We start from the raw sequence: 25,492 nt of genomic DNA on the forward strand, positions 1-25,492 counted from the left end.
ATTTTGTTAAAATTTTAGCAAAATCGTAAGCTTGTAGTGGGTTCACTTATTGGGTGAAGTGTGACAAATAAAATATTGATTTAATGTAGATAATCAGTTTGTTAAAAGCTCAATATTTTGCGCAAATCAGACGCGCTCATCCAACTCTTCGAAGTCTTCATCATCGTCATAATATTCATACTCAGATTCTGAGTTTCGACGATGTCCTCCCTCCCTATTGAGAATCATGTCGAGATCTTTGAGGTCGAGGAAATAGTCTGCTTGTCGCCGTAATTCATCCGCTATCATCGGAGGATTGGTTTTGACTGAACTGACAACAGTTACCCGAACGCCTTTGCGTTGAACGGCTTCAACCAGTCTTCTAAAATCTCCATCTCCGGAAAACAGTACGGCATGGTCAATTGAATTGCTGATTTCGAGCATGTCAATGGCGAGCTCGATATCCATGTTTCCTTTGACTTTCCGACGACCTGTGGGATCTGTAAATTCTTTGGCTGGTTTGGTAACCATCGTATAGCCATTGTAATCTAGCCAGTCGACGAGGGGGCGAATAGGAGAGTAATCCTGGTCTTCAACAAGTGCTGTATAATAGAAAGCTCTAACCAGGCGGCCTCGTTCAGTAAATTCAGCAAGCAATTTTTTGTAGTCAATTTCTACATTTAGTGCCCTTGCAGAAGCATAAAGGTTTGAGCCGTCAATGAATAAGGCGATGCGTTCTTCAGGATAAAATGTCATACCACAACCAATTTAAATCATTTATTGTTATTATGTTTATTAATAAAACTGTTTAACTAACTTAGCAGTAAGTTTCAAATAATATGGAAATATTGAAACAATATAAATAATTTTTTTGGATCCAAGTTTGAAATGATGACGGAATGATTATCGTTGCACTGGGCGCAAATCTGAACCATCCGGAATATGGCTCTCCACAAAATACTCTAACAAGGGCTGTAAAGGCCTTGGAAGTTGCGGGCTTGAAAATAGTCAAGCAGTCGTCTTGGTATGGAACGGCACCGGTCCCAATTTCAGATCAGCCTTGGTTCATTAATGGTGTTGTTCAGATTGAAACTGAGCTTGATCCAGAAGCCTTGTTGATGTTGCTCCATGCAACAGAAGAAGAGTTTGGTCGTGTTCGAACGGAAAAATGGGCGGCTCGGATCCTCGACCTCGATTTAATTAGTTACAATGACTTGGTAACAGTCAATAGGGATCAGAGAACCGGTCTTGTTATTCCGCACCCTTTAATGACTGAAAGGGCTTTTGTTTTGCGGCCGCTGTCAGAGATTCTGCCAAACTGGGCAGATCCTGTTACAGGTATGGATATCAAGGGGTTGATTGCACAGCTTCCTGAGGATCAACCAATAAAAAGATTAGGGTAGGGACGTTTTCAAACCAGTTTCTGTAAATAAACACGAAAAAGTTTGAAAAACAGCCCTCTTTAACTTGCAAAATCTTTACGAAAAGCATATTCAAGGGGGCTAATTACAGACAATGGAGTATTGTTAATGGCTCGCGTCACCGTAGAAGATTGCGTACAGAAGGTTCCAAATAGATTTGAGCTGGTCTTACTGGCTGCTCGTCGGGCTCGCAGCATTGCGGCTGGTTCCATGCTGACCGTTGATCGCGACAATGATAAAAACCCAGTTGTTGCCCTTCGCGAAATTGGCGATGACACGATTAACGTAGCAGATTTGAAAGATAATTTGGTTAGCACACTGCAACGGCGTGTTGAAGTGGATGAACCAGAAGAAGACAACATGGCTGCGCTGATGAGCTCCAGCACTGAGTGGGCTGGTGTTGTTCAAGAGGATGAGCCACAGGAAACATTTTCCGCTGATGAAGTTGGTGCAACCGATGGCGCTGCAGCAACCCCATCTGAAGGTGAATCTGAGGATCCTTTCGCTTAAAGATCCTAAAAACCATTATTCTTTAATTTGTAGGGGTTGCCGGAGTTTAAAACATCTACCGGCGCCCCTATTTTTATATATACTGCACTTGCGACCTTCACTGGCAACCTTCCCCTGGCCGGCTCTGGAATATTGAATGTTACGTCAAGTAGAACTTGTTGAGCGTGTTTTAAGTTATGATCCCCATGCAGATGAAGATCTGCTCAATCGCGCTTACGTGTTCACGATCAAAACGCATGGTAGCCAGATGCGAGCCTCTGGTGATCCTTATTTTTCCCATCCAATTGAAGTCGCGGGTATTCTGACAGAGTTGAAGTTGGATACAGCCTCCATTGTGACGGCACTCCTGCACGATACGATTGAGGATACAGTCGCGACCAAAGAAGAGATTGAGCAGAATTTTGGCTCTGAGATTGCGGTACTCGTTGATGGGGTTACAAAACTCTCTCAGCTGGAGGTGCAATCAGATCGAACCAAGCAAGCTGAGAATTTCTCTAAGTTATTGTTGGCGATGTCCAATGATATCCGGGTTTTGCTGGTGAAACTTGCTGACCGGCTCCACAACATGCGCACTCTCAAGCACATCAAAAAGCCTGAGAAGAGACGGCGCATAGCAACGGAAACGATGGAAATTTATGCGCCTCTTGCTGAGCGGATCGGTATCCAGAGTTTTCGGGATGAGCTTGAGGACCTCGCGTTTGTTGAGCTGAATAATGAAGCAAGACGCTCTATCCTGCGACGCTTGGAGTATTTGCGGGAAGAGGGGGAAGACGTTGTTGCCAAAATCGTTACCACCCTTAAAGAAGATCTGAATGAGAGTGGATTACAGGTTGAGGTGTCAGGCCGAGAAAAGAGGCCATATTCCATTTGGCGCAAGATGGAACAAAAGAATGTTACCTTTGAACAGCTCTCAGATATCATTGCCTTTAGGATTATCGTAGCTAACGTTGAGCAGTGTTATCACGTGCTTGGAATCCTTCATGCCAAGTACTCAATGGTTCCTGGTCGTTTCAAGGATTACATTTCCACACCAAAACGGAATAATTATCAATCTATTCATACGACGATAATTGGACCAGAGCGCCAGCGGATTGAAGTGCAAATCCGAACCCGTGAAATGCACGAAACCAACGAATTTGGTGTTGCGGCCCATTGGCAGTACAAGCAACAAATTGGCGGAAAAGTTCAGGAAGGGCAGCAATATCGTTGGTTGCGGGAGTTGCTGGAGATCCTTGAAGAAGCGTCTGATCCAGATGAGTTTCTTGAGCATACAAAGCTGAACATGTATCAGGATCAGGTGTTCTGCTTCTCGCCTAAGGGAGATCTCATTTCTCTACCCGCGGGAAGTAGTCCAGTTGATTTTGCCTATGCTGTTCATACGAAAGTAGGCGATACCTGCGTTGGTTCGAAGATTAATGGCCGCTTGGCGCCTCTTCGGACAGTGCTGAAAAACGGTGACCAGGTTGAGATCCTCCGCTCAAAAAACCAAACACCATCACCAACTTGGGAGAACTTTGTTGTTAGTGGTAAGGCGCGGTCGGCTATTCGCCGCTATATTCGCCAGCAGCAGCGTGACCAGTATGTAGAACTTGGAAAATCCATCGCGGAAAAAGCATTTCGGACGGATGGAAAGCCCTTCACCGAAAAAGCACTGACGCCCGTCCTTAAAATCTGGGATCTGGATAGCGTTGAGGATGTTTATTACTCGCTTGGGGATGGGACGCATACGGGACGACAGCTTCTGGATATTATTTTCCCGGGCGAGAAAAGTAAGGGCGTTGACGATAATGTTGTTCCTATCGGGAAAAGTCGCAATCAGCAAAAAAGAAACAAAGAACATGCGGTTCCAATTCATGGCTTGATCCCAGGCATGGCTGTTCACTTTGCGGGGTGTTGCCATCCGTTGCCAGGCGATCGCATTGTGGGGATCGTGATGTCTGGGCGAGGTGTGACAATCCACACCATCGACTGCGACACATTAGAACAGTTCGCAGAAATGCCGGAACGTTGGCTAGATGTGTCTTGGGATACAGAACTGCAGGAATCTAATTTTCAGATCGGTCGTATTACGATTGTCATGGCGAACGAGCCCGGTGCTCTCTCCAGTGTGACCTCAACAATCGCCGCAAATAACGGAAATATAACCAACCTTCTTATATCAAACCGTAGTCAGGACTTTTTTGAAATGCGGGTGGATATTGAGGTACGGGATGTTAAACATTTAACCAATATCATTGCGGCACTGCGGGCGGATCCAGTTATCAGTTCTGTCGAGCGAGCCAGTGGATAGGAATAAGAATGACACCAGAAGACGTTTTAAAACATTTTCGCGAAACAGATGCGTTGCTCGAAGGGCATTTTCTTTTAAGCTCCGGTCTTCACTCGGATCGATATCTGCAATGTGCGCGGGTATTGATGTATCCTGAACGAGCAGCTGCTCTTTGCGGTGCGCTTGCAAAAAAAGTGAAGGATGAATTGGGCGAAGATGCTGTAGACGTCGTAGTTGCCCCTGCGATGGGGGGTGTTGTTGTCGGGTATGAAATGGCACGCCAACTTGGGGTTCCCGGAATGTTTACGGAACGGGTTGAGGGAGAGTTTACCTTCCGGCGTGGGTTTGAGCTGGAAAAAGGCGCGCGGGTGATTATGTCTGAGGATATTGTTACTACCGGGAAATCCAGCCGAGAATGCATCAAGGTAATTGAGCAGAACGGAGGCAAGGTGGTTGGTGCAACCTGCCTGATCGACCGGTCCAATGGAACCGCTGACGTCGGTGTTCCGCTTTTCTCTTTGATGAAGATGGACGTAAAAACATATGAGGCGGGTCAGCTGCCTCCAGAACTTGAAAAAATTCCTGCCATTAAGCCCGGAAGTCGCGGACTGGTATGAAGTAAAAGTAATGTTTGATCGCCGCAATAAGATACCTTTGGTACGCCGGGTTCTTGATTTCTTTTGGCCTTCTATGGGCTTTAAAAGATCAACGCGATACCTGGGGTATCGTCTCGCCCGTTTACCAGGTACATCATATTCACTTGCGGCGGGGTTTGCGTTTGGTGCGGCGGTTTCATTTACGCCTTTTGTTGGGCTTCATTTTATACTTGGTGGTCTGTTTGCCTGGATCTTCCGCGCGAATATTCTGGCCTCAGCCATTGGGACCGCTGTTGGTAACCCCTGGACGTTTCCTTTTATTTGGACTGCTACATATCACCTTGGTTACTGGCTGCTGGGTTGGGATGCGGAAGGGAAAAGTGGGTTTTCCGCTGGCACCATGGATCAGTTTTTTCACAACTTAATGGAAAACGGGTGGGCCAGTGTTACTGAAATTTTTACGAATGTCATATTTCCAATGATTGTAGGATCCGTTCCCTTTTTCATTATTGTCTGGATTCTTTTTTATTATCCGTTGAATATCCTTATCCGAAATTTCCATATGAAGCGTGCTGAAGCGCTTCAGGCTTCGCTATTTAGACGGGAGCAGGAAGCAAAGGCTTTGTCAGAAGCAGAAGATAGCAGGAAAGAAGGCGTGCAATGAGTCATTTGCGGCTGGGTGTAAATATTGATCATGTGGCGACAATCCGAAATGCAAGGGGCGGACGCCACCCTGATCCACTTCGGGCGGCCAAGATTGCAGAAGCGGCAGGTGCAGATGGGATAACAGCCCACCTGCGGGAAGATCGGCGCCATATTGCGGATGCTGATATTAAGCTTCTGGCCGAAAACCTCTCTATTCCCCTCAATTTTGAAATGGCTGCAACTGATGAGATGCTAGGTATAGCTCTCACGCATAAACCTCACGCTAGTTGTCTCGTGCCTGAAAAGCGGGAAGAGAAGACAACCGAAGGGGGCTTGGATGTGGCCGGCGGCCATAACACTTTGAAGCATTTTGTTTCGTCATTGCGCCAATCAGAAATTCGTGTGTCCTTGTTTATTGAGCCAGACCCTAAGCAACTGGAAGCTGCCAAAAAACTAAATGCTGATATTGTCGAATTGCATGTAGGACCATACTGCGATGCTGAAAGCGGTGATATTCGGCAGAAACAGTTAGACAAAATTCTGACAGCGGCAAAGGTTGCTGAAGAACTTGAGTTGGAATGTCATGCGGGACATGGATTAACCTACGATACGGTGGCCCCAATTGCAGCTATTCCCAATATGATGGAATTAAATATCGGTCACTTCTTGATTGGTGAGGCGATTTTCGTGGGTCTAGACACGGCTATCCGCAATATGAGGAAACTTATGGACGAAGCCAGGGCAGGGAACGGAGTATGATTATCGGCCTTGGAAACGATATAATCGACATTCGACGGATCGAAAAAACATTAGATCGTTTTGGTGATCGGTTTATTCAGCGTATTTATACCGAAACCGAAATCGCCAAGGCTGAGCGTCGTCGGAACCGTGTGGAAACCTATGCAAAACGGTATGCCGCCAAAGAGGCCTGCTCAAAAGCGTTGGGGACAGGTTTTCGCAAAGGCGTTTTTTGGAAGGATATGGGGGTAGTTAATCTCCCGTCAGGTCGGCCTACTATAAAGTTGACAGGTGGGGCGCTCCTTCGGCTGGAGCAGATTACCCCGCCCGGAATGCAGGCGGAGATACATTTGACGATTACCGATGAGCCGCCGCAGGCTCAGGCAATGGTTCTCATTGAAGCTGTTGCGATAACGCGTTAAAGACAAGATGACATGGCTTTATTAAGAGCCTTTTGAAATGGAAGTAGGCTTAAGGATATGAGTGATAAGGTGGCCAAAAAAGAGAGTCCGATTAGTGAAACAATCAAGACAGTTGTCTATGCCGTATTGATTGCGGTTGTGATACGGACTTTTGCCTATGAGCCCTTCAAAATTCCATCTGAATCCATGTTGCCAACCTTGAAAATTGGAGACTATTTGTTTGTGTCTAAATTTTCATATGGTTTTAGCAAACATTCTTTTCCTTTTAGCGCCGGGCCTTTCGAGGGCCGGGTTTTCAGCGATTTTCCGGAACGTGGTGATGTTGCCGTATTTAAGAAGCCAATAGGCGAGCCTATTGACTATATCAAGCGGATTGTCGGCCTACCTGGCGACAAATTGCAGATGAAAGATGGCGTTCTGTATATCAATGGTACTGCGGTTCAAAAAGAACGGATCGAAGATTATGTAGATCGGGATCGTTACGGCAATGTGCGTCGAATTAAACGCTACCGGGAAACCTTACCCAATGGGAAGAGCTATATAACGCTAGATATGAATGAACGTGGAAGCGTTGATAACACAGACGTTTATTCAGTGCCCGAGGGGCATGTTTTTGCGATGGGTGATAACCGGGATAATTCGACAGATAGCCGGTTTTTGAGTCAGGTTGGATATATTCCAATCGAAAATCTTGTAGGACGTGCGGAAATTCTCTTCTTCTCTGTTGAGGGTGATGTTTCAATTTGGGAAATATGGAAGCTTCCTTTTGCGACCCGCTGGGAACGGCTCTTCACATTGTTGAGCTAAGATGACGAAAAACACTAATTTAAAGAGTTTGATGAAGCAGCTGGGGCACCGGTTTGCGAACGAAGACCTGTTGGTAGAGGCACTTACACATGGGTCTTTGACCAAGGGAAAAGGAAAAAAGCGTTCTGATGGTGCTGTCGATTATGAACGTCTTGAATTTCTTGGGGACCGGGTTCTTGGTTTAGTAATCGCAGAAGAGCTTTTTCGGCGTTATGCGGCGGCTGAAGCAGGTCAATTGTCGCGTAGGCTAAATGCGCAAGTTCAGAAATCGACACTTGCAGATATCGCTATGGAAATCGGTTTGACGCAATATGTGCGCATTTCGGAAGAGCTCCGAGCCAGCGGTGGGGCCGATAATGCTTCGTTGCTTGAGGATGTTGTCGAAGCGTTGATTGCGGCATTGTATCTTGATGGCGGAATGCCTGCGGCAAAAGCCTTTATTGTGAAATACTGGTGGCCACGTTTTGATCAAAAACATGCCGCCAGAAAGGACCCCAAATCTGAATTGCAGGAATGGGCTGCAAAGAATGGAAACTTGGTGCCGGAATATGTGATTGTTTTGGAAGAGGGGCCGGATCATAACCCGGAATTTACTGTTGAGGTGAGGTTGAATGGCCAAGCTTCAAAAAGGGCTCAGGCCTCCTCAAAGCGAACCGCAGAGAAAAAAGCTGCGGCGCTGATGTTAAAAGAAATTTCTTCTGTCTAGGACAGGATTTATCATGGATGATATAGCTACAAAATGCGGATATGTGACCCTTATCGGTGCACCTAACGCAGGGAAATCGACACTTCTCAATCAATTGGTTGGGGCAAAAATTGCCATTGTTTCGCCAAAGGTGCAAACAACTCGAGCCCGGGTGACAGCAATAGCAATTGAAGATAACTCCCAGATTATTTTTGTTGATACCCCGGGTATTTTTGCACCCTCCCGCCGTCTTGAAACGGCGATGGTAAACGCAGCTTGGGAAGGGGCCAATGACACGGATGTTCTTGCCTTGTTGATTGATGCCAATAAAGGGATCTCAAAGGATGTAGAACGGATCATTTCCAATCTTGAGAAATCTGGCAAAAAAGCGCATCTGATCCTCAATAAGATTGACATGATCAAGCGCGAGAAGCTTTTGGGGCTTGCCAAGGAATTGACGGATCGGGGTATCTTCCGTGAAGTCTTTATGATTTCTGCCCTAAATGGGGATGGGGTTGCCGATTTACGAAAGTACCTGGCGGAAGAACTGCCTGAAGGGCCTTGGCTTTATCCTGAGGATCAGTTGGCAATCGCCCCCATGCGATATTTGGCAGCTGAAATTACGCGCGAGAAACTTTTCCTTCGCTTAAATCAGGAGCTCCCTTATTCCCTTACAGTGGAAACTGAGAAATGGGAAGAGCGGCCAGACGGTTCAGTCAAAATTGACCAGGTAATTTTCGTTTCACGCGCCAATCACAAGCCGATTGTCCTAGGTAAAGGAGGGCAAACAATTAAACAAATTGGGGCGATGGCTCGCGAGGAACTGGAAGAGACCCTCGGTTGCCGTGTGCATCTTTTCCTTTTTGTGAAGGTTCGTGAAAAATGGCTGGATGATCCTGAAAGATATCAGGAAATGGGATTGGATTTTCCTAAATCGTAGCCAGTATAGCTTGACGGATTTTCCTTAGCTCGTATCTTTCTGGAATAACTGTTCCAAATGTGAGTGTTGTAATCACTCTTGAAAGGAAAATTCCGATGATCGAACTATATTATTGGCCGACACCGAACGGTTGGAAGATTAGCATCCTTCTTGAAGAACTTGGCGTACCTTACACTTTGAAGCCGGTTAATATTGGCAAAGGCGATCAATTTGAGCCGGAGTTTTTGAAGATCTCTCCTAATAACCGTATGCCAGCGATTATTGATCTGGATCCCGCCGACAATGGAACGCCGATATCAATTTTTGAATCTGGTGCAATCATGATGTATCTGGCCAAAAAGTACCGGCACTTCTATCCCGAAGGTCAACGGGAGCAGATCGAAGTCGATCAATGGCTATTTTGGCAAATGGGTGGGCTTGGGCCAATGGCTGGACAGGCCCATCATTTCCGTCTCTATGCGCCAGAAAAAATTGAGTATAGCATTGATCGCTACACGAACGAGGTTGCGCGTCTTTATGGCGTCATGAATAAGAGGCTTGAGGATCGTGCTTTTTTGGCTGGCGAGTATTCTATCGCCGATATGGCATGTTGGCCTTGGGCCTCTCGATTTGAGCGGCAAGGGCAGGATCTTAATGATTTTCCTAATCTTAAAACCTGGTATCAAACTATTTGGGCGAGACCCGCTGTCAAAAAAGGCTATTCGGTCGGAAGTGAATTAACGGACCCATCGAACTTGTCTGCTGTGACCTCAGAAGCCAGTTTGAGAGATTAAAGGGAAATTGTATCGGCCTGAAATCCAGCTCTATAAAAAAATGCTTCATTAGAAAAAAATATTATTCGTAGAAATTATTTTTTAAGAATTTGCGCCTCATCATAACCTTACAGAGCGATCGATGAATTTGGTCGATGTTTATCTGGATGCTGTTAAATGAAGGAGGAGTAAAATGGCAGAGCTAGATAAAGAATATATCTTAAGTCTGACAGAACAGGCAGAAGCCGGTTCCCCAGAAGAGCAATATCGTGCAGGCCTTTTGTTTGCATTTGGCGAAGGCGTGCCAGTCGATTTGGTGCTTGCGCATAAATGGCTAAACCTAGCTGCCATGAATGGTGTTGCGGAAGCTCGTGAGAGCCGCGCTGAAATCTCAATGGATATGTCCCCACAAGAGATTGCTGCCGCACAGAAAATGGCTCGCGAGTGGTGCTTGGCACACTAATTCAGACTTGAGTTTAATAAGCTAAAAGCTTGTGGCTTGCGTCAGGAGGCTATGACCTGAGGCGTATGCACATTCCGGTAGGCAGGGAATTCAATTTCGACCCGAGTTCCCTGATTGGCCATACTTTCCACATGAATATTTGCGCCATGCGCATCACAGAACCGTTTAACAAGGGTTAGACCCAGTCCGGTTCCTTCACTTTGCATATCTTGAGCGATGCGACTGCGTTTGAACGGCTGAAAAAGCTTTGGAATAAATTCCTGCTCCATACCTACGCCATCATCCTCAACCGCAAGAACTATATTTTCACCTCGCTGGAACCAGGCAATATCCACACTGCCATTCTCCTTGGAAAATTTTACAGCATTACCAGTCAAATTCACTAGGATTTGCTTAAGACGAATTGGATCTGCCATGAGTTGAAGATTTGTTGGCTCAACAGACGAAGTTACATGAATGTTTCGTTGCTTAGCCCGTGAATCAATCATGGTCTTGCAAGATTGGGTGAGGGGAGACAAGTCAGTGACTTGTTCGTTTAGTTGAATGGTTCCTGCCTCGATTTTTGCAAGGTCCAATAGCTCGTTGATCAGAGTTAAAAGATGAGAGCCTGCTTCTTCAATGTCGAGGGAATATTCTCTATACCGGGGATCCTGATGGGGACCATAAACCTCAGATGTCAGTAGGGAAGCAAAGCCGATTATCGCATTCAATGGAGTCCTGAGTTCGTGGCTCATATTTGCCATAAAATCAGACTTGGCTCGATTGGCCAGCTCGGCTTGTTCTTTTGCCTGAAGGAGCTGAGCTTCGTGTTTTTTAATGTCAGTGATGTCACTTTGAATAGAGACAAAGCCACCTTTAGATGTGGGGCGGTCTGTCGTTTTAATCCAACGACCATCTTTGAGGTGAACAACAAAAGATCCGGTTAGCTTTCGCCGATACTCTGCTTTGCGTTCCAAATATTCTTCATCAGAACCAAACTCATCGCCAATTGCCACATTGCCGCGGGCAACGTCGATTTCTCCCAATGTTCTAAAGTGAACGCCTGGGGCTGCTTCTTCAGCCGAGTATCCGTAGAGGGTTCTGAATTTTTCGTTACAAGTTACGAGGTATCCATCTTTATCGTAGATGACGAAAGCTTCAGAGATATTATCAAGTGCATCCAATAGAATGTCCTTGAACTCATGACTTTCATTCATTAACGAACCCCCTAATAATTCACATCGTAAACCTCAGCATGCTGGTTAGACCAACATCACAGCTGTTCGGTTGAATACCCCTCAGACAACCTCCAGAAAGAGTAGATGACAATTCTTAACAGAATATTAATATATGACTAAAGGAGTTAACTTTAATGTTTGGCTTTGCGCAGTAATCTGCGATTTTTAGTGGGGCGAGTGCGAGTGGAAAGAACAATCGCTTTATCAAGTTAATGATCGTGCTGTCAGTCCTTTTTCGCCAATTGCGGGATCAACAAATACCCGTCGACGGAATTTCCGAAAATTTCAAAAAAAGGGTTGCATGGTCACTAAAATCTGCCATATTTGCGCGCGACGGTGAAGTGGCCGAGTGGCTGAAGGCGCTCCCCTGCTAAGGGAGTATGGGGTTAATAGCTCCATCGTGGGTTCGAATCCCACCTTCACCGCCATTAATTACAGTTCTCTGTAAGGCGTTGAAAAGTAAACGAAAATCAAAACGCCAATTTTTCAAATTTTCCCAAAACCGTATAAGATGCAGAACAAGAACTAGGTATAAGTGTCTGTTGATCTAAGAACTTTTTTCTACGGTATTGAAGTTTGAAGTCATATTGCTCGAAATAAAGTGCACTCAATCTTAATAACGCTAGTGCAACACACTTAATGTCAACGCCTCTTCAACCTCATGTGCACCGTTGGAAGGTAGATCCAGTTTTTGATCGAAGAAATATTTTAGCTCTTTACTGTGTTCTATTAATTTCCACGCTGTAAAATTACTCAGCGCATAAAGCCGTTCAGGTTTGATTTTAATTATTCTACCCTTTTGATCATTAAATGTACCAAGATGGGGGAAACCGCTGGAACCGAAACTTTTCCTCTTATCATGTTTGGGCTGCCAATTCTCGTTTAAGTCCAAGGCCACTTGAATGTTCTTCACATCCGATACAGTCATATTTTCGCTTTCCGTTGTTCCTTTTATCGACTTTTTCCAATCCTCATCCATTCCCAAGAATATAATGCAAATTTTGGGGTGATAGGTTCGCGGTTCTTTTCTGCCGAGAGATAAATCGAGTTGCGAAGTGTAAGTATATCGTCGGCAACTGATCAGCTTATTCTCTTTTAGTTCTTCTGCGATGGATAATAAGTCATAATATCCTCGCAATTCTTGCTTGTTTTCAGGTAGGAGCACGTTCTCTTGCAAAACTAAGCCTGCATTGTGGATACTTGCTTCTGTTCTTAGAAAAAATGTGGGCAGATCATCTCCTGCCATCTCAAGACACATTTTCAATCTATCGTCGACATTGTCTATCTCTGGTAATTTATTTTCGTGTTTACTTAATCCGTCTTTGCAAATTTCAATCATGCTTTGCTTTTCATCGGGATTATTTTCTTTAAATCCCTTGATATACTTGTCTTTTCCCAATGGGGCATATGAATTGGCAAAGACAATGATATTTTCGACTTCTCGCTCGAGCAAAGAAACCAAGCCCAAGTTATCTTCGTGACCACCGTCGCCATGAGCCCATTCTTTTTCGTATATCTCTCCCTCTTTTGTAGACCATCCCGTTTGTTTTGGGACCACCATATCGGTTGGAACAAAATGCTCCGGAAAGCCCATATTGGAAAAAAGTAAGTTAAGCAAAGGTATTGAAATGATGGTTTCAACAGGCGCGGCCCCTGAAATGGCAGCTACATTGGAAAGCGAAAAATTAAGTCGCGAACGATCTGTCAGATTTCCTATAATAGGGTCTCGCAAGGTGAGAGACTTTACCTTACTCCCCTCTTTGACATTATCCGTAATATAGTCATAACCGTAGGATTCAACATAACCGCCCCCCAACGGTATTTTTGCAGGGCTTTTTTGATTGGGGCCAGCTTTCCAGGGAACGCCAGTGTATAAGGGCGTCATTTCCAATAAGTATTTTTCTGTTGGGTCAGGATTAATACGCTTCGCCAATACCGTGCCACCTACAATTAAATAAGGGCGCTTCCGTTCCACATAATGAATTTCTGTTTTTTCGAAACGCACATTATTCTTGAGAATTCTCTTGCGGTCTTCGTTACTCCAAGTGAACAAACTGTCGGGAGCGTTTCCTTTGGTCCGACCTAGCCCAAAGGGTTTCAAATAAATTTTTGATAAAGCATCTGAAAAGGCTTCGTCCATTCGAAGACCGAAAAGCGCAGCAAAATAGTTAGCGGTAATTGCTGCGTCTTCCATCGCCCCTAACATAGAGCTATCGTGAAATTCGGGCGATAAATTACCTTCAATCATTGAAGGTAATCTCTTAGCAACATCCCCTGGACTATGGAACCTGCCTAAGAACACATCCTCACTATAGGTTTGTTTTAAATATGTATAGGGGATCGACGTCCAAGAGCCGCCGGAAACAGCGGAAATATATCGCACTTTATCTATCCACCCTAAACGATGCAAAGCTCTTAATTGCCCTAATGCAGCAGGAGCGGCACGGTTACCACCTCCTTGAAAAGCGACACCAAAGGAAGGTCTGTCCTTGATTTCCTGATATTGTAATTCGGGATATTCAGTTTTCTTTTCTGGCGTTGGCCAGTAACGAGCGGTGAACTTTTCTTTAGGTGCGGCGCAAGCTGATAAAATGACTAAGGCCAATAATGAGGCTAATAATTTAACGGATTGCTGTTGATGTGAGTAACTCATCTACTTTCCTATCCTGTTATTGGTCTAGTCTTGAGAAAAACGGGTCGAACGATTTGAAGATGGGGACGGGTCGTACTGTGACATCGGGGTCATCTGCCGCAAACTTTTGGAACCATTGCAGTACTCGATCTAACCGCTCGTAGTAGGGAATATCCAAAACAGCAGACTCTGGATCAAGAGGGCCCGACAGTGAGTCCCAGTGAATTGGGATAACCCATTTAGCTTTGCTGGCAACAACTGTATTGTTCCAATATTTTTTGGCTTTCTCTTCACATTCAAACCCTAATGCGCCAATTCCTAAAAAAATTGTGTCCGCTTCAAAACGTTTATCATGAAATTCTTGGTTAATTTCACCTGCCGTTGGCACTATCAATATAGAACCCTGTCTCAACTTCAAATGTGCTGCCACGCTAATCCCTTCTTTCATTTGGGTAATCTTCGCAGGAAATGCCCAGTCTGGATCATAGGAAGCGTTTTCTAGTAACTTAGAGGCGATATTCTCCGAATGTTTGACCTTTATCAATGTCACTGAAATTGGATCATAATCAAAAGAATATTCTGATAAATTTTCATCCAAATACTCATGAGAAATTTGTTGGCAAATGCTTGGAAAAAAGCGTTTTGTTCGATCTGCTATTTCTAAGAGAACTGGACCACCAACTAGGGTTGCGCCTGTCAAGCAAGCGATTAATGGACTATCAAGCGCATGATCAAAATGACCATGCATTGCAAAAACTGCATCAAGGTTATCTTTGTTCGATTTATTGTCAGAGCACCCAGCATTCATCTTTACAGCTAGCGCGCATAGCATCGTTTCAATCTGTACATTATTTGGGGAAATTGGGCGGTATAAATATTGGTCAGGGCGGCTTAAATAACCATCTATCATTATTGTCGTATCGTTATCTTTGATGAGAAAGCTTGAAACCCCTAAAAAACGGGCTGTGGCCCCTTGATAAGATGGCTTGATTTCGTACGTTGCATAGATTGAATCTTCCCAGAATTTACGGAACTCTCCGCTGCAGCCCGTTAAAAAAAATAGTATGACACCAGATAAGGCTAATTTAAATAACCCTGCATTACACAACCTCAAAACCATTTATTGCAAGCCTCTTTTATTCTGTTTTGAGTACAATTTTTTGTATTATAATGACATTCTAATGCATGGAATTTTAGCAAAAATCACAAAAATTTCCATACGTTAAATTGAAAGAGATGAAGTGGTCCTTCAAAACACAGTAAGTTTAATTACGGTAAAACCAGCCATGGTAAGCACCTACAAAAATTTAATAGGGCTTGAGCCTACAGGTGGCAGGGTTATTTTATTTTCTGTTTTGCTTTCCAGTTTGTCAGGATGGGTCCTGCAATTGCCAATGTTAATCCGATGAGAAACAACCGGGAAAGTTCTTCACCTAATAAAACAGCTCCAAACATGCTCGCTGCGACCGGTGCTAGTGGAACATAAATCGCTGCTTTTGAGGGGCTGAGCTGTTGTAATCCCCAGTTAAAGAGAAAAAGGCTTAACGCGGCAGCGGGGCCTGCGAGATATAAGATCCAGAGCCAGTCTTCAGCTGAGAAAGTCTGTGTAACCGCCGGAAAACCCTCAGAAAAAGAAAAGAGGAGAATAAAGGTAGAGCCCGCAGTCATTCCAATAATCGTCGAATGAACGATTGAGTGGACTTTAAGCAGGCTGGACGAAAACGCGTTGTAAGTCGCCCCGCAACAGACAGCCATGAAGAAAAGGATTTCCCCGGTCCAGCTATGGGAACCAGGCTGGTCCTGAAACGCCTTTTCGCCAATCGCTAATGATACGCCGATGATTGAGAGGATAGCTGCAAACAGGTTGACGGGGGTTAATCTATCTCGTCCAACCATTGCTGCTATGAGCATCGTCATGATGGGAATGAGTGAGAAGATGACTGCGCCGCGTGAGGCGGGTATTTCTTCCAAGGCTGTATTTACAAAGAGATGGAAAAAGCCGAATTGCATGATCCCCAGGCAGCAAAACGCAAGACTAATTTTAAGGGGTGGAATAGGGCGTCTGACATAGAAAAGCAAAGGGAGTAGCATTAGGACCGCGAGGCCGTATCTCAAGAACCCTAAAGTGGCAGGAACCGAATGCTGATCCATAATGATCCGGATCGCGACAAAAGACATTCCCAACATCACAGAGGACCCACTTAAGGCTAAATGTGGAAAACTTGCAGCGAGAGTGGCGTTTTGAGTCAATCTATTATCCGTCGCTATAATAGTCGGGGTTATCTGCAATTGTGAGACGGTGAAGGCGACGCTCGTATCCTTCGTATCCGCCGGATGCTCTATGCAGGACAGATCGGTTATCCCAGAGTACCAGCATATCTGGCTCCCATTTGTGTTGATAAACAAATTCTTCACGGTCCTGCCAATCCCTTAACTCTGCAGCGAGTTCACGTGCCTCTTCGTGGGACAGGCCGTCAAAGTCTACCACATAACTTCCACCAAAAAGGCCAATTTTTCCGCTTTCTGGGTGATTACGGGCAATGGAGTGGAGCTGGATTTTTTTTGCTTCATCTGAAACTGTTATCCGCATGGCCCCGTTATCTTTGGCATAGGCCCCATCCCGAGCATAAGCGGTTCGCGCAGAATGCACAGCATTCAGGTGCAGTAGTTTTTCTTTCATGTTTGAGGGCAGCTTTTCGTACGCTAAATGTTGGTTTGAAAAAAATGTGTCACCCCCGTGCGGTGGTATCACAATTCCATATAGACAGGTGCCTGCAGGAGGGACAGGCATAAAGCTCCAATCAGAATGCCAGTTATCTGCAAATATTCGACCGGTTTCATCCGCTCGGCGATGGATGGCTGCTATTTTCTCATGTCCATCAATCGGTTCGATGAATGGATCGTCTCCGATAGGGCCAAAATACTCAGCAAAACGCACTAAATCATCATTTGTTAGTTTTTGATCTGGAAATACCAGAACGTGATGATCCATCCATGCCTTGCGAATTTGTTTTAGGTCTTCAGAACTAACAGGGTTAGAAAAATCCACACCTGTAATTTTTGCACCGCAAGGCGCCTCCATATTTTGGACTGAAATTATCACTGTTTCCCCTTATTTGTTCTTTTTAATATCGCTATCACCAAAATAGTTGTTGAACAACAACTATTTTGTTAGATTGTTATATGTCTGATTTTTATAAAAAATTTCTGCGTGGCAATTTTTTGCAAAAAGATTTGGTAAATGAAGGAAACCCGAAAAAACACTGAAAGACGAGCCGATTCCAATCAGAAGCTTATTCAAGCGGCTATGGAACTTTTCGCAGAAAAAGGGTACCAGCGAACGACCCTTGTTCAAATTGGTCAAAGAGCTGGATTTACGGGTACATTGGTCAGCAACCGCTTCGGAAGCAAGGAGCGGATATTGCGCGCCGTACTGGCGCATATTCTAAACCGATTTGAAAATCGTAATCTTGAAACTTCAAGCCTTGCGAAAAATGCGGAGAGTAGACTCTCACAGTTTATCGAGATGTATCTCCGTGATGTTGCCGAGCAGGGGCCAAGAATACGGGCCCTCTATGTGCTGATGGGAGAGGCCACGGGTGCACTGCCTGAAATTGCAGACGAAATTGTAAAGGTGAATATTGTTTTTCGAGAAGAGGTTGGGCGAATAATTAAGGCGGATATGGGTACAGGAATTGTTAGGGTAGGGATTGATGTTGAGCTGGCCACAACCCTGATCGTAGGACTTTTACGGGGCATTTCCATGCAGTTTTTGGCTGAGCCTGAGAGGTTAGGTATAGACCATCTAATCGAACAGGCACAAAAGGCGGCTCACAAGATATTATGTTGCTGATAGTCTGCGATATTGAAAGAAGTTGGGGGTAGGGATGCTCATCTCTATTGTAAAGACTTTGGGATTATTGGTTCCCGCCATTGTTCCATCTTGGCGCTTTTTTGACACCATTGCCCCATCTCCGCGCATTCAAGTCCAACTATTATCCGAACGGGATCAAAACATTATTGAAGACGGTTGGCAGGATTTTCGTCCACGACCGAAGCATCTTCCCGTGTGGAAAATGGGGCTTCGCATGTTCTGGAATTATCGATGGAACGAAAGCCTGTTTTTGGTCAGTTGTTCAGAGTGCTTAACGCAGTTTCCGACGGATCATAGCGAAAACGAGATAAAGCGTCACATACGGGAAGATTTTTGGGATCAAGAGAACTTTTCATATGCCTGCTTTAGTCTTTTATTAATTGCGCGCGAAGGTGGCGATCTTCATCAGGTAAGGGTCTATATTTCGGAGCCTTTTTCTTTGCAACAGGAAGGCAGCGTGGCATGAGCTTTGAGATGGCAGTGCGTGCCACAGAGATCTTAATGGGCTGGGCTTTCTTGCAGCAAAGTTTTGAGCATTTGTGGAGTAAGAGTTGGGAGAGATATTTATACCTTCTGCGCGCAATACTCTCTTTATGCCTGTTAATTGGTGTTGCAACAAATTGGGTGTGCTTGGGACTTTTTCTTCTTGGACTAGTTAGCCTCTATCGGTTTCAGGGCCCATTTAACGGCGGCAGCGATCGAATGAGTTACTTGATCCTAACATGCCTCACCCTTACAAAATTTCTACCCAATCCGGTTTGGCAAGAGATTGCGTTTGGGTACTTAGCCCTGCAATTGGTGCTCTCCTATTTCATTTCTGGTTGGGTAAAGGTTGTCAATCCGGAATGGCGATGCGGAAGAGCGCTTGCGGATGTTTTTGCCTATTCGGCATATCCGGTGAGTGAGACATTGAGAGGCTGGCGCAAAAAGCCAACGCTACTATTATGTATGTCATGGGCTGTAATTGGATTTGAGCTTGCGTTTCCATTCACGTTGATTGCTAAGGAGGCTTTGTATGTTGGTTTGGGTATTGCGGCGTTGTTTCATCTTGTAAATGCATTTCTATTTGGCCTAAACCGCTTCTTCTGGATTTGGATTTCTGCCTATCCCTCAATTCTGTGGCTTCAGGGTCGTATTTTCGCCGGCGGTTTATTTTTTTAAAGAGGGAACAAAAAAGCCCCCGCAATGCGGAGGCTTTTCATTTCTTAAAATCCGAAGATCTTATTTATAGTAACCTACACCAAAGATCAGATCATTATGCATTTCTGTGTAAGCTTCTTTAGGAGCAATCTTTTTGGTCTGTGGGTGAACCCACTGATATGTTGTCCAAGCACTACCGTTTGCTTTTGTGCTTTCAGCATATTCTTTAACGAACTCTTTGCCGGTTGGGTCTTTCAGGCCCATTAGGTTGCGGCCAACGAGTTTGTCGTTTGCGCCGTGAAATACCATTTCGTCGGAAGCTGAGCTCTGAATGAACACATAGTATTCACCGTGGTTGTACTCACCGCCCTTGACTGAAAAGTCAGCAAAAGCCTTTTCCTGACCAACTTCCTTGTAATGAGCAATTGCTGCCTTCACGAGGTTTTCGGCAATCGCTTTCTTATCTTCAGCCTGTGCTGAGAATGCAGTTACGATTGAAAATAAGATGAGAACGGGGGCTAAAATTTTGCGCATATTCGTTTTCCTAAGATACTAACATATTACCAAGAGATTTTGACATTTTCTGTCGCATCAACTGCGCCTTATTTAGAGGTATAACGTTTAAGAAGAAATTAATAAGAAAGCGATTTCTGACGTTTTTTTGTTAAGGGTTTGTTAACGTTTCCGGCGCAACATCTGGGAACTCAGTTATTTTGAAGAAAGCTGTTTCCAATGAAGTTAAAGAAGGAAGGAATTGTCGGGAATATTATCTTGGCAGGTCTTTTATGCGTTCTACTGGCAGTTATGGCTTTGGAAAAGGGTTCTTTTCTTATGGAGGGCGTTGAGGTAGAGCCGAATACGCTTCACGTCGCCCGGCAGATGGCTCAGGACGTAGTTCACTGAAAGCTCTCTATACTTTTCGAAAACAATAAAAAAGCCTCCAGAAAACTGGAGGCTTTTCTTTTGTCCTAAGCGCTGAGCTTATTCGTAGTATCCAGTTGAAAAAACCAGGTCTCCGGCTTTTTCTGAATAAACGACTTTTGGTGCGATTTTCTTAGTCTCTGGGTGAACCCATTGGTATGATGTCCAGGTGCTGCCGTTTGCAACAGCATTTTCCCAAAGGGCTTTTACAAACAAATCACCGTTTGTATCTTTGAGGCCAGTCAGGTTTTTCCCAACCAGTTTTGGATTCACTGCATGGAAAACATGAGAGCCATCTGATGCTTTCATAACAAAGAGATAGAACTCACCCTGGAAAAATTCGGTGTTTGGCTTTGAAAAGTCTGCGTATGCCTGCTGTTCACCCACTTTTTGGTAGTGAGCAATAGCGGCTTTCACCAGATTTTCAGCTTTTGCTTTGCGGTCATCAGCTTGTGCTGAAACTGCAGTAATAAGCGCGAAGACGACGAGAATGGGGGTCAAAATTTTCTTCATCAGAATGTCCTGTAGAATATACGTGATACTTCATTCCAAGCAGACTTGCTGCTTTGACCGGCTAAGTAACGTAGCAATACTTAAGAACTTGTTAATTCTAATGATATTATGTGGATTTTCACCTTGTCAGGCAGGGCCCCGTTTTATTTAACTTGCTTTGCGCCAGCTCCATTGAACACCTGCAAGATCAAAACAATTATCCTCAACTCTGAGGCCAATTTTCTTTGCTCTCGAAAGGTAGAGATCTGGGTCATCTGCTGCCAGGGTAATTCCCGCAAAGTAATCGGGTCTATCATTGGCTTGTTGGACAAAGCGCAGCCGGCCGTGATCGAGACAGATATTATTCTCTCGGTCTGGGGATTTGTCCATTAACTTACCCCAGCTTTGTGCAATATGCTGGGGCTTGTGGCAGGCAAACGAAAGATCGATAATGTCTACTCTGGGATTGAAAGCTGATTTCCAGTTCTCTCCCGCCCATTCGTAAGCACCAAGCCTCTCCTCGCCATTCTGGTGTCTATCAAATTCCAGTAAGGTAACGCCTGTATCTCTCGGATTGAGCTGAAGGAGATCGGCCTTAGCGTCAGATCTTTCATAGATAATACCAATATTTTGGTGAAGAGCGTTTTGTTTCAACCGGTTGACTTCTTCACAATCAAAAATGGCCATATATCCCCCAATACCCTGTGTTCGTTCAATAAATCGGTGAGCGGCAGTGTGCTCTTGGGTTGGCGCAACGATTTCAATGAAACTGCCTCCAACCGCAAACATGGTGTTTTCAAGTCCAAATTGCTCAAGGTTTGATCGGTGGCAGGGCGGAACGCCAAGAATGGCTTCTATGTGAGCTTCCACTGGATCTAGGGAGAGGGATGCCAGACATATCTGCCGAAAGCGAATGAAGGGCGTTGCGGAATTGCTCATAATTGACCTTGCTGGCGGAGAATTTCCTGTTCGACCGCCGGTAGGCTATCTTTACCAAAGAATATTTCATCTCCCACAAACAGAGTTGGGCAGCCAAATGTCCCTCTTTCAACAGTTGCGGCTGTGTTTGCTATCAATTGTTGTTTGACATCTTCTTCTTGAATCCGGTTGAGGATATGGTCTGCGTCAAATCCGTGATCCACTAAAGCCTGTTTAAAAACTTCTGGGTCGTCCATTTTCAAGGACTTTTCCCACATGTCTTTCAATACGGCATCGAAATACTCTTTCACAAAGCCTTCCATGTCGGCGACGATGGCACCGCGCATCGCCATAACTGTGTTTACGGGGAAATGGCTGTTCATGCGAAAGTCATTCATTGCGTGATCGCGAACAAAACGCTGCATTTCGAGGCGCATATATTCGTTCTTACCCTTAACGTTTTGGTAGGTAAGGAAAGGAGCCTGATTATTAGTTAGCTTGAAGATCCCACCAAGCAAGACAGGAATATATTTAAAGGTAACGCCAGTTTGTTCCTCAATTCCTGGAATGAGTTTGTGGCAAAAATAGATGTTGGGACTTGCAACATCTATGTGAAGTTCTGCGGTGACGGCCATTTGGTTTCTCCCATTTTTTATGTTTTAGATATTCTTTTTATTTTGACTACCATTTCTCAATCCAGGGTCTCAGATCAAGCTCAAACGTCCAGGCATCTTTCGGTTGGCAGTGTAAATGCCAGTAGTTGTCTGCAATGTGGTCTGGGTTGAGAATGCCATCTTGTTCTTTTAATGCGTAGCGGTCTGGAAAATTGGTACGAATAAAATCTGTATCGATGGCCCCATCTATAATGACATGTCCAACATGAATACCTTTTGGAGCAAGTTCTCTTGCCATGGATTGTGCCAGGGCTCGAAGTGCATGCTTGGAGCCAGAGAAGGCGGCAAAGTTAGCGCCGCCTCTAAGACTGGCGGTCGCACCCGTAAAGAGAATAGTTCCGCGTTCACGTTTTACCATTCGAAGGGCAGCTTCTCGGGCTGTTAGAAAGGCTGAAAAGCAACCCATTTCCCAGATCTTGAAAAATTTGCGGGATGTTTCTTCGAGGATGCTTGAGGGAACGTTGGCTCCAATGTTGTAGATAAAGGCTTCAATCGGGCCTATTGATGTCTCAATCTCTTCGATCAAACTTTGAACTTGTTCTTCTTTTCTTGCATCGCACCCAAACGCTTCAGCAGTACCTCCAAGCTTAGAAATTTCCTCAATCAATGGCGCCAGTTTGTCTTTATTGCGGCGCACGCAAGCCGCAACATATCCTTCTTTGGCAAAGCGTTTTGCAATCGCACCACCGGTCGCATCTCCTGCACCGATAACAAGGGCAACTTTTTTAGTGTTTTTTGTCATGCCTTCCTCCTTATCATGTGTTCTAGGTTTTCAGTGAGGGGGTGGATCTTCGCAAATATCTCATAGAGACATGGGGTAAGCCCACTGCGAACCAGAGGCCCGTAACCAAATATCGGAGGTAATCAGCTACATATCCTTCGAACCCGATGAGTTGGAATGCGGGCTTAAGACCACGCCAAAGTAGGATCAAGATTATGAAACCGACCAAGAGTGTTAAGATCCGGTCGGGCCAGGCTTTCGGTGGTGTGAAGTTTACAAATTTTTGTTCTAACAAAACGCCCACCAGCCAACTCGCAATCAAAGCAGACAAAACAGTTGCAAGTTTCTTCATGTCTGGATGTTCAAAATAGACGGCGGAGGTCACTGATATCAAGAGGCCGATACCAATTGCCAGACTCCATTTAAGCGGTGTTACTTGGGAATTTGGACCTTTGAGTAAGAGGCTGAATATACCAACTTGCAAGAAACCTAGGATCAGTCCACCAGCAACATCGTGAAAGTGATGTACCCCGAGATAAGGCCGGCTTAATGCAACTAGTCCGGCAAGTCCGATGAGTAAGCCCGGCAATATACGTCTTTTTCGATATTCAAATGCGATCCAGCCCCAAAAAGCCGCAGCTGTTTGTGAATGTCCTGACGGGAAACTATAGCCCTCTGCTTCGTAAAGTGCTGTGACGATCGGTCGGGGAAGTGCAAAAAATTCCTTGAGAACAGAGTTTAGAAGCGCAGCGATAAGCAGCATGAGTAAAGCACGCCTGAACACATCCTTGTCCACAAACCAGAAACCGATAGCGCCGAAGAGCATGAGGAACGACTCATGTCCAAGTTCTGTTGCAACCCAGAAGACACCATCAAAGACAGGATTTCGGATCTCTGCAAAAGCCTGGAGAGCTAGAATGTCTATCCTGAGAATTTCCTCAAGCATTGGAGGCTTCCTTTTCCAATGTCAATTGATCCGCAATTTGATCGGCTAATGAGAGGGCAAACTCGACAGCAGGCTTAGCCAGTGGATCTGGGCTTTGCTGCTTAAGACCAACATATTTAAGGTGAAGGGGGTCCCCCGTTCTTGAGATGAGGTCAACTGCAGTTTCCAAAAGGGAAGGCGAAGTTTTTCCAATTCCAGCCATATCTCGAATTGCACGCCGGACAGATTGCCGTTGGCTTGTGAGGGCCAGGTCACAACCTTCTGAAGTCACTACATCAGGTATGGTCAATAAGGTCAGGTTATCAACGTTAAACGCACGATATCGATAAAGGTGATCCTCTAGGGCCTCTCTTGTTTGCTGGCGTGTATTAGCGGCTTTTAAGTTGTCTCTTGTCCGGGCGAAGAGAACTTCATATCCGGTACTGATAAAAGAGAAAGCAAGGGCACCGGGATCCGGAAAATGCCGGTATACAGTTCCGCGCCCCAAACCAGAGATTTTGACAATATCTGACATGGTTGGCAGATGTGCTTGATCTACTCGTGTGGCTTTGTGAAAAGCCTCCATAATGATCTGTCTATTTTGCCGGGCATCTTTTCGAGTCACAGAAATCACTTCCGCTTTGTAATTGTTATGTGGACATGTGTCCGTTTTTGAATTATACGGACATATGTCCATTTTTTAAACCCCAATTCTTCAAAAGTCTAAATTCAAAAAGAAGAATAATGATTGCAAGGAGTTAGCAAATGTCGTTGCCGGAAATGCTGAAAGGGAGATTATCAGTACCTGTGGTCGGTTCCCCTTTATTTATCATCTCTAATCCAGATCTAGTTATTGCGCAGTGCAAGGCAGGTGTTGTTGGATCATTCCCAGCCCTGAACGCTCGCCCAATCGAAGTTTTGGAAGAATGGCTAAAGCGGATCACTGAGGAGTTGGATGCCTATAACCAGGCTAATCCAGACAAGCCAGCAGCTCCTTTTGCGGTTAATCAGATTGTGCACAAATCAAATGATCGTTTGATGCGTGATGTCGAGCTTTGCGCCAAATACAAGGTGCCTATTACCATTACGTCTCTGGGCGCTCGTGAAGAGGTTAATGATGCGATGCATTCAGCTGGCGGCATCGTAATTCATGATGTGATCAATAATCGGTTTGCTAAAAAAGCAATTGAAAAAGGGGCGGATGGTATCATCGCGGTTGCGTCTGGTGCTGGCGGGCATGCGGGAACGCTGTCACCATTTGCGCTTATTCAGGAAATTCGAGAATGGTTTGATGGGTTTTTATTGTTGAGTGGTTCCATTGGAACCGGTGACGCTGTTTTGGCAGCTCAGGCAATGGGGGCGGATATGGCCTATATCGGATCTGCATTCATCGCAACAAAAGAAGCTAACGCAAGTGAGGCCTATAAGCAGGGGATCGTAGACAGCAGTGCAGACGATATCGTCTATACCAACCTCTTTACTGGTATCCACGGGAACTATCTAAAGCCTTCCATCCTGAATGCGGGACTGGATCCGGACAACTTGCCTGAGAGTGATCCGAGTAAAATGAACTTTGGTTCTGGCGGTAACACGAAAGCGAAGGCCTGGAAGGATATCTGGGGATGTGGTCAGGGTATCAATGCTGTGAAGGAAGTGCCAACCGCAGGTGAGCTGGTCGCACGCCTCAAAAAAGAATATGACACTGCGCGTGAGCGCCTTTTGAACCTTTAAGGCTTTTTAAATAAGAAAGG

At 45.0% G+C, this 25,492-nt stretch carries 30 protein-coding genes and 1 tRNA gene; 18 read left to right on the top strand and 13 right to left on the bottom strand.

Annotated features, from left to right (window positions below):
* Positions 1-126: 126 nt before the first annotated feature.
* Entirely contained in the window at positions 127-735 is a 609-nt protein-coding gene (locus HH301_RS10875) for a LabA-like NYN domain-containing protein (protein WP_169568927.1), read from the bottom strand.
* A 143-nt stretch (positions 736-878) separates the two neighbouring features.
* Between HH301_RS10875 and folK the strand changes: the two genes are divergently transcribed.
* The 12 genes from folK (at position 879) to HH301_RS10935 (ending at position 10,227) form a co-directional block, all read left to right on the top strand.
* The gene (gene folK / locus HH301_RS10880; RefSeq protein WP_169568928.1) at positions 879-1,382 is read left to right on the top strand and encodes a 2-amino-4-hydroxy-6-hydroxymethyldihydropteridine diphosphokinase; all 504 of its coding nucleotides are present in this window, start codon (positions 879-881) and stop codon (positions 1,380-1,382) included.
* A 126-nt stretch (positions 1,383-1,508) separates the two neighbouring features.
* Positions 1,509-1,910 carry a DNA-directed RNA polymerase subunit omega gene (gene rpoZ / locus HH301_RS10885; RefSeq protein ID WP_169568929.1) on the top strand — a complete coding sequence of 134 codons (402 nt, stop codon included), beginning with the start codon at positions 1,509-1,511 and terminating at the stop codon, positions 1,908-1,910.
* 136 nt (positions 1,911-2,046) lie between these two features.
* Positions 2,047-4,200: a RelA/SpoT family protein gene (locus tag HH301_RS10890; RefSeq protein WP_169568930.1), complete on the top strand. Its 2,154-nt coding sequence runs from the start codon at positions 2,047-2,049 to the stop codon at positions 4,198-4,200.
* An 8-nt stretch (positions 4,201-4,208) separates the two neighbouring features.
* Positions 4,209-4,796, top strand: a complete 588-nt coding sequence (gene pyrE / locus HH301_RS10895; RefSeq protein ID WP_169568931.1) for an orotate phosphoribosyltransferase — start codon at positions 4,209-4,211, stop codon at positions 4,794-4,796.
* A gap of 10 nt (positions 4,797-4,806) precedes the next feature.
* Positions 4,807-5,439, top strand: coding sequence for a DUF2062 domain-containing protein (locus HH301_RS10900; protein WP_169568932.1), 633 nt, complete (start codon positions 4,807-4,809; stop codon positions 5,437-5,439).
* Positions 5,436-6,179 (top strand): pyridoxine 5'-phosphate synthase, encoded by a 744-nt coding sequence (locus HH301_RS10905; protein WP_169568933.1) that lies wholly within the window; start codon positions 5,436-5,438, stop codon positions 6,177-6,179. Before HH301_RS10900 ends, HH301_RS10905 begins: the two co-directional genes overlap by 4 nt.
* On the top strand, positions 6,176-6,580 hold the full coding sequence (acpS, locus tag HH301_RS10910; protein ID WP_169568934.1) for a holo-ACP synthase: 405 nt from the start codon (positions 6,176-6,178) through the stop codon (positions 6,578-6,580). The genes HH301_RS10905 and acpS overlap by 4 nt, the downstream gene beginning before the upstream one ends.
* Before the next feature lie 57 nt (positions 6,581-6,637).
* Positions 6,638-7,387, top strand: coding sequence for a signal peptidase I (lepB, locus tag HH301_RS10915; RefSeq protein WP_169568935.1), 750 nt, complete (start codon positions 6,638-6,640; stop codon positions 7,385-7,387).
* A gap of 1 nt (position 7,388) precedes the next feature.
* Positions 7,389-8,093, top strand: coding sequence for a ribonuclease III (gene rnc, locus HH301_RS10920; protein WP_169568936.1), 705 nt, complete (start codon positions 7,389-7,391; stop codon positions 8,091-8,093).
* Between the two features lie 13 nt (positions 8,094-8,106).
* Positions 8,107-9,012: a GTPase Era gene (era, locus tag HH301_RS10925; protein WP_169568937.1), complete on the top strand. Its 906-nt coding sequence runs from the start codon at positions 8,107-8,109 to the stop codon at positions 9,010-9,012.
* A 95-nt stretch (positions 9,013-9,107) separates the two neighbouring features.
* Positions 9,108-9,785: a glutathione S-transferase N-terminal domain-containing protein gene (locus HH301_RS10930; protein WP_169568938.1), complete on the top strand. Its 678-nt coding sequence runs from the start codon at positions 9,108-9,110 to the stop codon at positions 9,783-9,785.
* Between the two features lie 172 nt (positions 9,786-9,957).
* Positions 9,958-10,227, top strand: coding sequence for a sel1 repeat family protein (locus tag HH301_RS10935; RefSeq protein WP_169568939.1), 270 nt, complete (start codon positions 9,958-9,960; stop codon positions 10,225-10,227).
* A gap of 41 nt (positions 10,228-10,268) precedes the next feature.
* Here the strand turns inward: HH301_RS10935 and HH301_RS10940 are convergent, their stop codons facing one another.
* Positions 10,269-11,423 (bottom strand): PAS domain-containing sensor histidine kinase, encoded by a 1,155-nt coding sequence (locus HH301_RS10940; protein ID WP_169568940.1) that lies wholly within the window; start codon positions 11,421-11,423, stop codon positions 10,269-10,271.
* A 356-nt stretch (positions 11,424-11,779) separates the two neighbouring features.
* Here HH301_RS10940 and HH301_RS10945 point away from each other — a divergent pair.
* Positions 11,780-11,872 (top strand) — tRNA-Ser (locus HH301_RS10945).
* Positions 11,873-12,066: 194 nt separating this feature from the next.
* Here the strand turns inward: HH301_RS10945 and HH301_RS10950 are convergent.
* The 4 genes from HH301_RS10950 to HH301_RS10965 form a co-directional block, all read right to left on the bottom strand.
* Positions 12,067-14,097, bottom strand: coding sequence for a hypothetical protein (locus HH301_RS10950; protein ID WP_169568941.1), 2,031 nt, complete (start codon positions 14,095-14,097; stop codon positions 12,067-12,069).
* Between the two features lie 16 nt (positions 14,098-14,113).
* The gene (locus HH301_RS10955; RefSeq protein WP_169568942.1) at positions 14,114-15,196 is read right to left on the bottom strand and encodes an MBL fold metallo-hydrolase; all 1,083 of its coding nucleotides are present in this window, start codon (positions 15,194-15,196) and stop codon (positions 14,114-14,116) included.
* 218 nt (positions 15,197-15,414) lie between these two features.
* Positions 15,415-16,326: a DMT family transporter gene (locus tag HH301_RS10960; protein WP_169568943.1), complete on the bottom strand. Its 912-nt coding sequence runs from the start codon at positions 16,324-16,326 to the stop codon at positions 15,415-15,417.
* Between the two features lie 4 nt (positions 16,327-16,330).
* Positions 16,331-17,179 (bottom strand): TauD/TfdA family dioxygenase, encoded by an 849-nt coding sequence (locus HH301_RS10965; RefSeq protein WP_206378268.1) that lies wholly within the window; start codon positions 17,177-17,179, stop codon positions 16,331-16,333.
* A 138-nt stretch (positions 17,180-17,317) separates the two neighbouring features.
* Between HH301_RS10965 and HH301_RS10970 the strand changes: the two genes are divergently transcribed.
* From HH301_RS10970 to HH301_RS10980, 3 genes are read left to right on the top strand one after another with little or no spacing between them, the layout of a single operon-like run.
* Positions 17,318-17,929 (top strand): TetR/AcrR family transcriptional regulator, encoded by a 612-nt coding sequence (locus HH301_RS10970; RefSeq protein WP_169568944.1) that lies wholly within the window; start codon positions 17,318-17,320, stop codon positions 17,927-17,929.
* 34 nt (positions 17,930-17,963) lie between these two features.
* Positions 17,964-18,416, top strand: coding sequence for a hypothetical protein (locus HH301_RS10975; protein WP_169568945.1), 453 nt, complete (start codon positions 17,964-17,966; stop codon positions 18,414-18,416).
* Positions 18,417-18,424: 8 nt separating this feature from the next.
* A complete protein-coding gene (locus HH301_RS10980) occupies positions 18,425-19,111 on the top strand; it encodes an HTTM domain-containing protein (RefSeq protein WP_206378269.1) in 687 nt (228 codons plus the stop codon).
* A 60-nt stretch (positions 19,112-19,171) separates the two neighbouring features.
* Here HH301_RS10980 and HH301_RS10985 read toward each other — a convergent pair whose 3' ends face one another.
* Positions 19,172-19,624, bottom strand: a complete 453-nt coding sequence (locus HH301_RS10985) for a cache domain-containing protein (RefSeq protein ID WP_169568947.1) — start codon at positions 19,622-19,624, stop codon at positions 19,172-19,174.
* Positions 19,625-19,822: 198 nt separating this feature from the next.
* Between HH301_RS10985 and HH301_RS10990 the strand changes: the two genes are divergently transcribed.
* A complete protein-coding gene (locus HH301_RS10990) occupies positions 19,823-19,993 on the top strand; it encodes a hypothetical protein (protein WP_169568948.1) in 171 nt (56 codons plus the stop codon).
* A 78-nt stretch (positions 19,994-20,071) separates the two neighbouring features.
* On the opposite strand, the gene HH301_RS10995 is transcribed toward HH301_RS10990, so the two are convergent.
* The 6 genes from HH301_RS10995 to HH301_RS11020 form a co-directional block, all read right to left on the bottom strand.
* On the bottom strand, positions 20,072-20,524 hold the full coding sequence (locus HH301_RS10995) for a cache domain-containing protein (RefSeq protein WP_169568949.1): 453 nt from the start codon (positions 20,522-20,524) through the stop codon (positions 20,072-20,074).
* Between the two features lie 147 nt (positions 20,525-20,671).
* Entirely contained in the window at positions 20,672-21,442 is a 771-nt protein-coding gene (locus HH301_RS11000) for a VOC family protein (RefSeq protein ID WP_169568950.1), read from the bottom strand.
* Positions 21,439-22,056, bottom strand: coding sequence for a 2-hydroxychromene-2-carboxylate isomerase (locus HH301_RS11005; RefSeq protein ID WP_169568951.1), 618 nt, complete (start codon positions 22,054-22,056; stop codon positions 21,439-21,441). The genes HH301_RS11000 and HH301_RS11005 overlap by 4 nt, the downstream gene beginning before the upstream one ends.
* Before the next feature lie 46 nt (positions 22,057-22,102).
* Entirely contained in the window at positions 22,103-22,837 is a 735-nt protein-coding gene (locus tag HH301_RS11010; protein ID WP_169568952.1) for an SDR family oxidoreductase, read from the bottom strand.
* A gap of 22 nt (positions 22,838-22,859) precedes the next feature.
* Positions 22,860-23,762: a phosphatase PAP2 family protein gene (locus HH301_RS11015; protein WP_169568953.1), complete on the bottom strand. Its 903-nt coding sequence runs from the start codon at positions 23,760-23,762 to the stop codon at positions 22,860-22,862.
* On the bottom strand, positions 23,755-24,438 hold the full coding sequence (locus HH301_RS11020; protein ID WP_206378270.1) for a TetR/AcrR family transcriptional regulator: 684 nt from the start codon (positions 24,436-24,438) through the stop codon (positions 23,755-23,757). The genes HH301_RS11015 and HH301_RS11020 overlap by 8 nt, the downstream gene beginning before the upstream one ends.
* Positions 24,439-24,506: 68 nt before the next feature.
* Here HH301_RS11020 and HH301_RS11025 point away from each other — a divergent pair, with 68 nt between their 5' ends.
* Positions 24,507-25,472 carry an NAD(P)H-dependent flavin oxidoreductase gene (locus HH301_RS11025; RefSeq protein WP_169568955.1) on the top strand — a complete coding sequence of 322 codons (966 nt, stop codon included), beginning with the start codon at positions 24,507-24,509 and terminating at the stop codon, positions 25,470-25,472.
* The last annotated feature ends 20 nt before the right edge of the window (positions 25,473-25,492 follow it).

The sequence above is a fragment of the Sneathiella limimaris genome, assembly GCF_012932565.1.
Classification (GTDB): domain Bacteria; phylum Pseudomonadota; class Alphaproteobacteria; order Sneathiellales; family Sneathiellaceae; genus Sneathiella; species Sneathiella limimaris.

What these genes read in the sequence shown, in the direction of transcription:
- HH301_RS10875 (WP_169568927.1), bottom strand. Translation starts at nt 735, where the DNA reads ATGACATTTTATCCTGAAGAACGCATCGCCTTATTCATTGACGGCTCA.
- folK (WP_169568928.1), top strand. Translation starts at nt 879, where the DNA reads ATGATTATCGTTGCACTGGGCGCAAATCTGAACCATCCGGAATATGGC.
- rpoZ (WP_169568929.1), top strand. Translation starts at nt 1,509, where the DNA reads ATGGCTCGCGTCACCGTAGAAGATTGCGTACAGAAGGTTCCAAATAGA.
- HH301_RS10890 (WP_169568930.1), top strand. Translation starts at nt 2,047, where the DNA reads ATGTTACGTCAAGTAGAACTTGTTGAGCGTGTTTTAAGTTATGATCCC.
- pyrE (WP_169568931.1), top strand. Translation starts at nt 4,209, where the DNA reads ATGACACCAGAAGACGTTTTAAAACATTTTCGCGAAACAGATGCGTTG.
- HH301_RS10900 (WP_169568932.1), top strand. Translation starts at nt 4,807, where the DNA reads ATGTTTGATCGCCGCAATAAGATACCTTTGGTACGCCGGGTTCTTGAT.
- HH301_RS10905 (WP_169568933.1), top strand. Translation starts at nt 5,436, where the DNA reads ATGAGTCATTTGCGGCTGGGTGTAAATATTGATCATGTGGCGACAATC.
- acpS (WP_169568934.1), top strand. Translation starts at nt 6,176, where the DNA reads ATGATTATCGGCCTTGGAAACGATATAATCGACATTCGACGGATCGAA.
- lepB (WP_169568935.1), top strand. Translation starts at nt 6,638, where the DNA reads ATGAGTGATAAGGTGGCCAAAAAAGAGAGTCCGATTAGTGAAACAATC.
- rnc (WP_169568936.1), top strand. Translation starts at nt 7,389, where the DNA reads ATGACGAAAAACACTAATTTAAAGAGTTTGATGAAGCAGCTGGGGCAC.
- era (WP_169568937.1), top strand. Translation starts at nt 8,107, where the DNA reads ATGGATGATATAGCTACAAAATGCGGATATGTGACCCTTATCGGTGCA.
- HH301_RS10930 (WP_169568938.1), top strand. Translation starts at nt 9,108, where the DNA reads ATGATCGAACTATATTATTGGCCGACACCGAACGGTTGGAAGATTAGC.
- HH301_RS10935 (WP_169568939.1), top strand. Translation starts at nt 9,958, where the DNA reads ATGGCAGAGCTAGATAAAGAATATATCTTAAGTCTGACAGAACAGGCA.
- HH301_RS10940 (WP_169568940.1), bottom strand. Translation starts at nt 11,423, where the DNA reads ATGAATGAAAGTCATGAGTTCAAGGACATTCTATTGGATGCACTTGAT.
- HH301_RS10950 (WP_169568941.1), bottom strand. Translation starts at nt 14,097, where the DNA reads ATGAGTTACTCACATCAACAGCAATCCGTTAAATTATTAGCCTCATTA.
- HH301_RS10955 (WP_169568942.1), bottom strand. Translation starts at nt 15,196, where the DNA reads ATGGTTTTGAGGTTGTGTAATGCAGGGTTATTTAAATTAGCCTTATCT.
- HH301_RS10970 (WP_169568944.1), top strand. Translation starts at nt 17,318, where the DNA reads ATGAAGGAAACCCGAAAAAACACTGAAAGACGAGCCGATTCCAATCAG.
- HH301_RS10975 (WP_169568945.1), top strand. Translation starts at nt 17,964, where the DNA reads ATGCTCATCTCTATTGTAAAGACTTTGGGATTATTGGTTCCCGCCATT.
- HH301_RS10980 (WP_206378269.1), top strand. Translation starts at nt 18,425, where the DNA reads ATGGCAGTGCGTGCCACAGAGATCTTAATGGGCTGGGCTTTCTTGCAG.
- HH301_RS10985 (WP_169568947.1), bottom strand. Translation starts at nt 19,624, where the DNA reads ATGCGCAAAATTTTAGCCCCCGTTCTCATCTTATTTTCAATCGTAACT.
- HH301_RS10990 (WP_169568948.1), top strand. Translation starts at nt 19,823, where the DNA reads ATGAAGTTAAAGAAGGAAGGAATTGTCGGGAATATTATCTTGGCAGGT.
- HH301_RS10995 (WP_169568949.1), bottom strand. Translation starts at nt 20,524, where the DNA reads ATGAAGAAAATTTTGACCCCCATTCTCGTCGTCTTCGCGCTTATTACT.
- HH301_RS11000 (WP_169568950.1), bottom strand. Translation starts at nt 21,442, where the DNA reads ATGAGCAATTCCGCAACGCCCTTCATTCGCTTTCGGCAGATATGTCTG.
- HH301_RS11005 (WP_169568951.1), bottom strand. Translation starts at nt 22,056, where the DNA reads ATGGCCGTCACCGCAGAACTTCACATAGATGTTGCAAGTCCCAACATC.
- HH301_RS11010 (WP_169568952.1), bottom strand. Translation starts at nt 22,837, where the DNA reads ATGACAAAAAACACTAAAAAAGTTGCCCTTGTTATCGGTGCAGGAGAT.
- HH301_RS11015 (WP_169568953.1), bottom strand. Translation starts at nt 23,762, where the DNA reads ATGCTTGAGGAAATTCTCAGGATAGACATTCTAGCTCTCCAGGCTTTT.
- HH301_RS11020 (WP_206378270.1), bottom strand. Translation starts at nt 24,438, where the DNA reads ATGGACATATGTCCGTATAATTCAAAAACGGACACATGTCCACATAAC.
- HH301_RS11025 (WP_169568955.1), top strand. Translation starts at nt 24,507, where the DNA reads ATGTCGTTGCCGGAAATGCTGAAAGGGAGATTATCAGTACCTGTGGTC.